The following is a 9161-nucleotide window of genomic DNA, read 5'->3' as shown; positions in this document are numbered from 1 at the left end:
GGGCCGGCGGCATCGGGGGCACCACGGGTGCCCCGCCCGCCCGCGCCGCGTGCTCGCGCGCGGCTGCGGCCGGGGGCCGCTCCTCCCCACCGGCCGCGCCGGCACCGCTGTTCACCGACATCACCGTCATGACTCCGCCTTCGGACTCGACTGGCTCGTGCTGCTGCCGTCGCACAGCGTGTCAACCCACTCACGGTCCGCGGGTGAATACCGGGAAACCCGGACGACCGTCGTCCGAACCGGCGTAAACTGCCCGGCCGCCCGCCGAGGTCTGCCGGAAGCTGCGACACGGCGGGGCCGGTTGCGCCGCCCCGGCCTTCCACGGCGGGCGTTGAGCGAGCTCCCTGGGCGTTCGGGCGGGCGGGTAGGGTGCGCGCGATGACGACTTCTCCGCGGATGCGACCGGCCGGCGCCGACGACCTCCCCGCCATCGTGGCCATGCTCGCCGACGACCCGCTCGGGGCGACCCGAGAGGACGTCGACGACCCGGCGCCCTACCGTCGGGCGTTCGAGGCGATCACGGCCGACCCCAACCAGCACCTGGTGGTGGCGGACGACGCCGGCACCGTGGTCGGGACACTCCAACTCACCGTGATCCCCGGACTCTCCCGCAAGGGCGCCTCCCGCGCGCTGATCGAGGCCGTGCGCGTCCGCGAGGGCCACCGGGGCGGTGGTCTCGGCGCCACGATGATCGGCTGGGCGGTCGACGAGGCCCGTCGCCAGGGGTGCGTCCTGGTGCAGCTGACCAGCGACGCCGCACGGGAGGACGCCCACCGCTTCTACGAACGGCTCGGGTTCGTCGCCTCGCACGTGGGGTTCAAGCTCGCCCTCTGACCGTCCGGCCGAGGTCCTACTGCCCGGCGCCGCGCGCCGCCGCGCCGGACACCCGGTACGGCGCCGTGCGACGCAGGGCGCCGGGCGTCGCCGGCGGGTGGGGCGGCCCCCCCCGGCGCGCCCGCTGCCGCCGGTGCTCGACGGGCCGGGCGCCGCGTGGCGTCGGGCCCGTCCGCCGTCAGCCCCAGCCCGCGTCGTCCACCCCGCCGGGCACCGGGTCCCCCGGTTCGTAGGGCCGGCGGGTGAAGACGAAGGAGCCGGCGTCGAGATGGCTCACCGAGCCGTCCGGCCGCCGCACCACGCGCAGCCGTTCGCCCGCCAGGTACCCGTCCAGTCCCGTCCAGTCCCCGTCGGCCTGCGGCGCGAACCGCGACCCGGTCGCCGCGCCGAGCGAGCCGAGCCGCAGCTCCCGGTCGGTTCCCACGCGGAGTTCGGTGGCGGCCGGGCCCCAGTACCAGAGGCCGGAGAGGCCGAGCAGCTCGCGGTCGGGCGCCGGGTCCGGGCGCCAGGGCGCCGGCAGCGCCGGTTCCCGCTCCGCCACCGTCGTCAGCAGATCCGCCGCCAGCGTCGCCGCGCGCAGCCCGCTGGTGACGTTGGCCAGGACGACCGTCGCGACGTCCTGTTCGGGGTGGGTCCACAGCCCTGCGACGAACCCCGGCATCGAGCCGCTGTGGCCCGCCAACAGGCGGCCGTTCAGCCGCACCAGCTGCATGCCGAGGCCGTAACCGTCGATCCAGTCGGCGCCCTCGGGCGGCGCCGCGGGCCGTCGCATCTCGGCGAGCGAGGCAGCGGACAGCACCCGCTCGTCGCCCCGGGAGAGGAAGTCGGCGAACCGCGCGAGGTCGGCGGCGGTGGACCACAGCTGCCCGGCCGGGGCCATCAGCCCCGTGTCGGCCGCGGGCTCGGGCTGTACGGCGTCGGCGTGCGGGTGGACGGCCCAGCCGGCGGCGTGCGGTGCGCGAGGCGTCCGCGTGGTGTCGCGCATGCCCAGCGGCTCCAGCACCTCCTCACGCAGCACCTCGAACCAGTCACGACCGCGTACCGCTCCGACCAGCGCCCCGAGCGTCGCGAAGCCGGGATTGGAGTAGTGGAACCGCCTGCCCGGCGGATGCGGCCGGGGAGTCGGGCCGTGCACGTCCTCCGGTTCGGGGCGCAGCTCACCCGGGGTCCGCTCCCACCACGGCGCCCCGGTCTCCGCCGCCAGACCGGCGGTGTGGGACAGCAGGTGGGCGATGGTGGCGTCGCCCGCCTGCGGCGCGCCGGGCAGGTGGACATCGAGCCGGTCGTCCAGCGACAGCAGCCCCTCGTCCCGCAGCCGCAGCACCGTCACCGCGACGAAGGTCTTGGTGAGGGAGCCGATCCGGTACTGCGTGTCGGGCCCGGGCGCGACCCCGTCCACCTCTCCGTGAGCGGCGAACCACCGCGGCCGGCCACCGCGCACCACCGCGGCGACCACGGAGGGGGCGCGACCCTCGGCCTGCGCCCGCGCCGTGCGGTGGAGCAGCGCGCGCCGGGTGGCGGGGAGGGGGTCGAGCCCGTCGTCGGCGGAGTGGTCCACCGCGCGGAGCGCGGACGGTGCGAAGGCGGCGGAGGTGTCGGAGGCGCCGGGACCGGGGGCGGTCGCGTCGGTGGACGCCGTCGTCCCGGGCCGGTCGGGGTCGTGCGCTGAGGCGGTCATGGACGCCATGCAAGAGGGAAGCGGCTGACGGGGCAACGGGTTTTCCCGGCTCGGGAACCACCCCCGCCTTCGTCCGATTCGTTCAAGACCGGAGGCCCGTCCCGTGCCTAACCTGCGGCTATGACTACGCGCATCGCGGTCTTCGGACTCGTCACCTCGAACCTTCCGGCCTCGCTGGACTTCTACCGAACCCTGGGCGTGGCGGTGCCCGACGTCGCCGACGACGTACCGCACGTCGAGGCCGAACTCCCCGGCGGGCTCCGGCTCGCCTGGGACACGGAGGAGACGATGCGGTCGTTCGCTCCCGAGTGGCAGCCGGGGCACGGCGGGGGCCTCGGCGTCGCCTTCGCCTGCGACTCCCCGGCCGAGGTCGACCGCGTCTACGCCGAGCTGACCGCCGCCGGGCACCCGGGTGAGCTGCCGCCGTGGGACGCCGTCTGGGGGCAGCGCTACGCCACCGTGCTGGATCCGGACGGCAACAGCGTGGACCTCTTCGCGTCACTGCCGTCCGCCGCTTCCTGACGGGTCTGCCGATGGGGCTTGCTGACGGGGCCGCCGGGCCGCGGGTGGCAGGTGTCCCTGCGGGCGACGGCCGGCCCCGGGCCGGCCGTCGGGCGCCCGTCCCGCTCAGCGCAACCGGGAGAGCGGCACCCCCGCCAGCTGCCGCACCTCGCGGGCGAGATGGGGCTGGTCGGCGTAGCCGCTGCGGGCCGCGGCCTCGGCGGTCGGGACCCCGGCGGCCACCAGGTCGAGCGCCCGCTGGAGCCGCAGGACGCGGGCGAGGTGCTTGGCGCCGTAGCCGAAGAGCGCCAGGCAACGCCGGTGCAACTGCCGCTCGCTGATCCCGGCGGCGCGGGCGGTCTCCGCCACCGGGGTGCCGCGCCGGGCGTGGGCGAGCACCAGCCGCCGCAGCGAGTCGGCGTCCTCGCCGGCACCGGGCGCCGAGCCCGCCGCCGCGTCCAGGCGCGCCCGGGCCACGGCGGCCAGCACGGCACCACGGTCCGGGGCGTCCGCCAGCCGGTCGGTGAGGGAACGGACGGTGGCTCCGTCCCACAGCGACGCCAACGGCAGTCGCTGATCGCGTAGTTCGGCTGCGGGCAGGCCGAAGACCGCTGCGCCGGCTCCCGGCGGCAGTCGGATCGCGTCGAACGCCACCCCCGGCGGCGTCGTGGCCAGGTGCGCCCGGGAGTCGGGACCGGCCACCAGCAGGCCGTCGCACCAGATGAGATCCGTGCACCCGTCGGGGAGCACCCGCTGTTCAGCGGTCGCGGGCTCCGGGGCCCTGCTCCAGAGCACGGCCCCCGGGACCAGGGGCGTCGTCCGTTCCCGGTACATGCCATCAGCATGCCGCACACCACCCACAGCCGCCGCTCCCGTCCGGCCCGCTTCCGGGCGCCTCGGCGGGCAGCGCTCCCGGGCGAGGCCGGTCGTCGTGCGGTGCCGACCGAAGGGCCGCTGCACCTGCTGGGTCAGAGCGTCTGTGAGACCCCGCGTCGGATCAGCTCGCGCGTCGGATGCGGTCAGCTGCACGACGGAGGGGAGCCCTCATACCGGGTTGTCTTCGGGCGTTCCTGACAACGCAGCAGATGGCCGTAGCCGGCGTCGCGGGCCCGGCGTGGGGTCTCACACACGCTCTCAGGGGCCGCCGGCGCCCTGCCGTCGGCGTGCGGGGCCCCACGCGCGCCGCGCGACCGGTCGCCGACGGCGCTGAGCGCCCCCGGTGAGCAGCTCCGTGGCTGTTGAAACGCCACGAAAGCGGGGTTTTCCGCGATGTGGGTCATTCGTGGGAGGGAAGCTCGGGGATGAGGTGGTTCCGGCTGGTTCGTCCGGGCAGCATGGGGTCACGACGTCGCGGACGATCACCGGGCCGACGGGCCCACTGCACCGACAACGCACCACGACCGGCCTCCGGGTCGGCCTTCCGAGTCAGAGACCCAGACCCATCGTCCACCCGGACCAGCCGGGGCGGGAGCCACTCCCGTCCGCCGGGGAGGACGTTCGAGGAGCCGCCGGCGGGGTGCAGCCCCGCCGGGCCGGCGGACCGCATCGATTCGACAGCACCGCAGCACACCCTCCACGCCTTCGCACCGAACTCCGCACGACCGCTCCGGCACGTCCCGATGGCGCGCCGCAACCCAGGAGGAACCACATGACCCACATCCGTACCGCACGTGTCGTCGCCGCTGCCGCTTCGCTGCCTCTGGCCCTGGGGCTGCTGGGCGGTGTCGCCCTGGCGAACAACGGCGCCGTCGCGGGCTACGGATCGAACGCGTCCGTGGTCAGCAACATCGGCAGCGGTGTCGGCGACGACAACGAGGGCAACTCGACCACGACCCAGCAGGCCGCGACCGGCCAGGGGGCGTCCAACCAGAACAACACGGCGAGCGTCGTCGGCAGCGGCTTCACCGCGATCGACCAGACCAACGCCACGGTCAACTTCACCAACCTCTGGTGACGGCGGCGCCGGCGGTCGTCCCGGGGGGACCGGCCGGCGCCCGACATCAGAAGAGCCTCGTGGCCGCAGCCTTCCGATGCGGCCACGAGGCCGTCCCCGTTTACAGGTGTCGCCCGGAGGCGACACCTTCTCGCGTCCCGCCGCCCGGCCCTCGCCGGGACTCACCCCCGCCGCCGCGTCCGATTCCCGCCCCCCACCGGGGGCGGGAAGTGGCTTTCCGGCGGCGCCGGGTAGCGGACGCCGGGACGTCGTGGCAGTTCGGGGGCGCGCCGTCCCGACCCCCTTCCGCCCGTCCACCACAGAGCGAGGCAGCCGTGAGCGCCCCCGACCCCAACGTGCCGCACCCCACCACCCGGCCCGAGCTGACCAACGTGGTCTTCCTGAAGAACCAGATCAGCTCGCCGCTCATCGAGGTCGGCGACTTCACCTACTACGACGACGAGGGGCGGCACCGTCCCTTCGAGGAAGCCAACGTCCTGTATCTCACCGGTCCGCAGTGTCTGGTGATCGGGCGCTTCACCGCCATCGGGCCGGGCGTCACCTTCCTGATGCCGGGGGGCAGCCACCCGATGGTGGGTCCGTCCACCTACCCCTTCACCATGTTCGGCGGTGAGTGGGCAGCCGCGACCATTGATGCCTTCTCGGCCATCGAGCAGGCGGGGGACACCCGGGTCGGGAACGACGTCTGGATCGGGCGGGCCGCCACGATCATGCCCGGGGTGAGCATCGCGGACGGCGCCGTCATCGGTGCCCACAGCGTCGTCACCCGCGACGTGGGGCCGTACGAGATCGTGGCGGGGAACCCGGCGCGGCACATCAGGACCCGGTTCGACGCGGACGACGTCGAGCGGCTGCTGTGGGCGCGGTGGTGGGACTGGCCGGTCGCACAGATCACTGCCCATGTGGGCACGATCATGACCGGCACCCCGAGCCAGGTGGCGGCGCTCGGCCCGCCCGACCCGGCCACGCCGGCCCACTGACGCGGCGGCCCACCGGCCCACTGCCGCGGGTCGCCGATACCGGCGTCGCGGACCATGCGGGCCGGTGTCGTCCCCGGCACCGCCGGCCGTCGCTGCGGCTCCCCTCGCGGTGACGGACGAAGACCCGACCTGCGGACCATTGACCTCGCCGCCCGAACCGCGGCGGTCGTGTCGCCCGCGGCGGGTGTGGGGGAGCCATGGTCCGGGTAACCCTCCGGAGCGGGTCGGGGCAGTCGACCGCCCGACGGCGGTGCGGAGGAGTCCGTGAGGCGCCTCGGAGGTCACATGTTTCACGTGGAACATCGCCCTCGGTGATCTCGTCGCCGGGGAGGCACCCCGGTGCCCCTGATGCCGACCCTGAGAACCCCGACGTCGAGACGACCCCACCTCCACCTGTGGGTGGTCGGCGGGACGCGGTTCCTACTCCGCTGGAGGGAGGGCCCGACCAGACCTGGGGCCGATCCGCCGGACCCCTTGCGCGGCCTACGTTATGAAGCATGACCACGCCAGGAAGCACCTCGCAGGTGACACCGTTGAGCTTCGCGTCCTACGTACAGGCGCGTCGCCCGGTGCTGATGCGCACGGCCCGCTCCCTCACCTCGGACCCCAACGACGCCGAGGACCTGCTCCAGACCGCGCTCACGAAGACCTACGTGGCCTGGGAGCGGATCGCCGATCACCGCGCGGTGGACGGCTATGTCCGGCGGACGCTGGTCAACACGCGAACCTCGCAGTGGCGCAAGCGACGCGTGGACGAGTACGTCACCGGTGAGCTGCCCGAGCCCGAACCGCTGCCCACTGCCGACCCCGCGGAGCAGCAGGCGGTGCGCGACGCCATGTGGCAGGCCGTGATGCGGCTGCCGGCCCGGCAGCGTGCGATGGTCGTCCTGCGGTACTACGAGGACCTCAGCGAGGTGCGCACCGCAGAGGTGCTGGGCGTCTCCGTCGGCACGGTGAAGAGCGCGGTCTCCCGCGCCCTCACCAAGCTGCGGGGCGACCTCTCTCTTGCCGCCGTGATCACCCCGGCGGAGTCCGAAGCCGCCTCGTCCCAGCAGCCCATGGCCGCCTGACCCGGCCCCGACTGCCCGCCCCGCCCTCTCCGCTGCCCCGGACACCGGCGCACTCCGCCTCTCGGGCCGGCCCGTCGTGCCCCGGGCGGCACCGAGGGGACGAGTGATCACCGGCCGTGTGTGATCCGCTGACATCCCGGGCGGCCGGTGCCAGACTGCGCTTCACTGAAGCTACCGGCGTGTACAGGAAGCAGCGCGTCTCGTCCCGCGACCTCGGGAGGCCCGGTGTACAGCACGATGCAGGACGTTCCCCTTCTCGTCTCACGGCTGCTGCGGCACGGTTCCACCGTCCACAGCGACTCGCAGGTGACCACGTGGACCGGCGGTGAAGCTCACCGCCGCAGCTACGGCGAGACCGGCGCTCGCGCCGCCCAGCTCGCCCACGCCCTCACCGACGAGCTTCGAACAGAGCCGGGCGATCGCGTCGCCACCCTGATGTGGAACAACGCGGAGCACCTGGAGACGTACTTCGCCGTCCCGAGCATGGGCGCGGTCCTCCACACCCTGAACCTGAGGTTGCCGCCCGAGCAGCTCGCCTGGGTCGTCAACCACGCCGCCGACCGCGTCGTTCTGGTCAACGGAACCCTGCTCCCCCTGCTGGCGCCACTGTTGCCGAAGCTCTCCTCGGTCGAACACGTCGTCGTCGTGGGGGAGGGCGACACCTCGGTGCTGGCCGGTTGCCGACCCGCCGTCCACGATTACGAGACGTTGCTCTCGGGTCGTCCCACCGCGTACCCGTGGCCCGACCTAGCGGAGACCACCGCCGCCGCTCTCTGCTACACCTCCGGTACCACCGGGGACCCCAAGGGCGTCGTCTACTCGCACCGCTCGATCTATCTCCACTCACTGCACGTCAACACCGTCGAGGCCATGGCAGTGAGCAGCGCCGACCTCGCGTTGCCGGTGGTCCCGATGTTTCACGTGAACGCCTGGGGACTGCCCCACGCGGCGTTCCTCGGTGGCGTCAGCCTGCTGATGCCCGACCGCTTCCTCCAGCCCGGCCCACTGGCGGACATGATCGAGGCCGAACGCCCCACCTACGCCGCCGCCGTCCCCACCATCTGGCAGGGGCTGCTGGGCGAGCTGGCGGCGCGTCCGCGCGACATCTCCTCGCTCCGCCGGGTCACGATCGGGGGCTCCACCTGCCCGCCCTCCCTCATGAGGGAGTTCCAGGAACGCCACGGGGTGAAGGTCGAGCACGCCTGGGGCATGACGGAGACCTCCCCGCTCGGCAGTTACGCTCACCCGCCCCGCGGCCTGACCGGCGAGGACGCCTGGTCCTACCGGGTCAGTCAGGGACGCTTCCCGGCCTCGGTCGAGCCCCGGTTGATCGGGCCCGACGGTGCGGAGCAGCCGTGGGACGGTGTCAGCGCCGGGGAGCTGGAAGTGCGCGGCCCGTGGATCGCCGGGGCGTACTACGGCGGCCCGGAGACCGGCCCCGACCGGCCCGCGGACCGGTTCAGCCCCGACGGCTGGCTGCGCACCGGCGACGTCGGAACCATCACCGCGGACGGCTACCTGACGATCACCGACCGGGCCAAGGACGTCATCAAGTCCGGCGGCGAGTGGATCTCCAGCGTCGAGCTGGAGAACCACCTGATGGCCCACCCCCGCATCGCCGAGGCAGCCGTCGTCGCCGTCGCGGACGAGGTGTGGGGCGAGCGACCGCTCGCCGCCGTCGTGTACGCCCCGAACGGCGACGAGGCCGGGACCACGTCGGGCGGCGCCCCGGACGGCGCCGCTGCCGACGACTCCGGTCGTGACGCCCCGGGCCACGAGGCGCTCCGTGCCTTCCTCGCCGACCGGGTCCCGCGCTGGCAACTGCCCGAGCGCTGGACCACCATCGACGAGGTCCCGAAGACCAGCGTCGGCAAGTTCGACAAGAAGCAGCTCCGCGCCCGCCACGCTGCCGGCGAACTCGGCGTCGTCACGCTCGACCGACTCGACGACTGAACCGGGACGACGCCTGAACCGCCTCGGAGGTCAGGAGCGGCACGGTCGACGCGGAAGCCCCCGGGGCCGCCCCGGCGCGGGCCACCCGCCCCCGGCCGTTCGATCACCGGGGCCGGGCCGCGGCGCGAGCCGCCAGGGAGCGCCCCCGGCGGGTGTCGCATCACCGCGTCGCGGTACCGGCGGCACGCAAG

At 74.2% G+C, this 9161-nt stretch carries 8 protein-coding genes; 6 read left to right on the top strand and 2 right to left on the bottom strand.

What is annotated here, in order from left to right:
• The first annotated feature begins 378 nt into the window (after nt 1-378).
• Complete coding sequence (locus tag HCJ92_RS19265) at nt 379-834, top strand: GNAT family N-acetyltransferase (RefSeq protein ID WP_167934876.1); 456 nt, start codon at nt 379-381, stop codon at nt 832-834.
• 178 nt (nt 835-1012) lie between these two features.
• Here the strand turns inward: HCJ92_RS19265 and HCJ92_RS19260 are convergent, their stop codons facing one another.
• The gene (locus HCJ92_RS19260) at nt 1013-2512 is read right to left on the bottom strand and encodes a serine hydrolase domain-containing protein (protein ID WP_420824745.1); all 1500 of its coding nucleotides are present in this window, start codon (nt 2510-2512) and stop codon (nt 1013-1015) included.
• Nucleotides 2513-2632: 120 nt separating this feature from the next.
• On the opposite strand from HCJ92_RS19260, the gene HCJ92_RS19255 reads away from it, so the two are divergent.
• Nucleotides 2633-3034 (top strand): VOC family protein, encoded by a 402-nt coding sequence (locus HCJ92_RS19255; protein WP_167934874.1) that lies wholly within the window; start codon nt 2633-2635, stop codon nt 3032-3034.
• Nucleotides 3035-3139: 105 nt separating this feature from the next.
• Here HCJ92_RS19255 and HCJ92_RS19250 read toward each other — a convergent pair whose 3' ends face one another.
• Nucleotides 3140-3847: a helix-turn-helix transcriptional regulator gene (locus HCJ92_RS19250; protein ID WP_167934873.1), complete on the bottom strand. Its 708-nt coding sequence runs from the start codon at nt 3845-3847 to the stop codon at nt 3140-3142.
• A gap of 814 nt (nt 3848-4661) precedes the next feature.
• Between HCJ92_RS19250 and HCJ92_RS19245 the strand changes: the two genes are divergently transcribed.
• From HCJ92_RS19245 to HCJ92_RS19230, 4 genes are all read left to right on the top strand, one after another.
• Entirely contained in the window at nt 4662-4967 is a 306-nt protein-coding gene (locus tag HCJ92_RS19245; protein WP_167934872.1) for a hypothetical protein, read from the top strand.
• Between the two features lie 314 nt (nt 4968-5281).
• Entirely contained in the window at nt 5282-5947 is a 666-nt protein-coding gene (locus tag HCJ92_RS19240; protein ID WP_338054264.1) for a CatB-related O-acetyltransferase, read from the top strand.
• Nucleotides 5948-6444: 497 nt separating this feature from the next.
• Complete coding sequence (locus tag HCJ92_RS19235; RefSeq protein ID WP_167934871.1) at nt 6445-7017, top strand: SigE family RNA polymerase sigma factor; 573 nt, start codon at nt 6445-6447, stop codon at nt 7015-7017.
• 225 nt (nt 7018-7242) lie between these two features.
• The gene (locus HCJ92_RS19230; RefSeq protein ID WP_167934870.1) at nt 7243-8970 is read left to right on the top strand and encodes a long-chain-fatty-acid--CoA ligase; all 1728 of its coding nucleotides are present in this window, start codon (nt 7243-7245) and stop codon (nt 8968-8970) included.
• Nucleotides 8971-9161 lie beyond the last annotated feature (191 nt).

This window comes from Streptomyces spiramenti (assembly GCF_012034385.1).
Lineage (GTDB): Bacteria > Actinomycetota > Actinomycetes > Streptomycetales > Streptomycetaceae > Streptomyces > Streptomyces spiramenti.
Note: the sequence above shows the minus strand (reverse complement) of the source record. Positions and strands in the feature narration are given on the sequence as shown.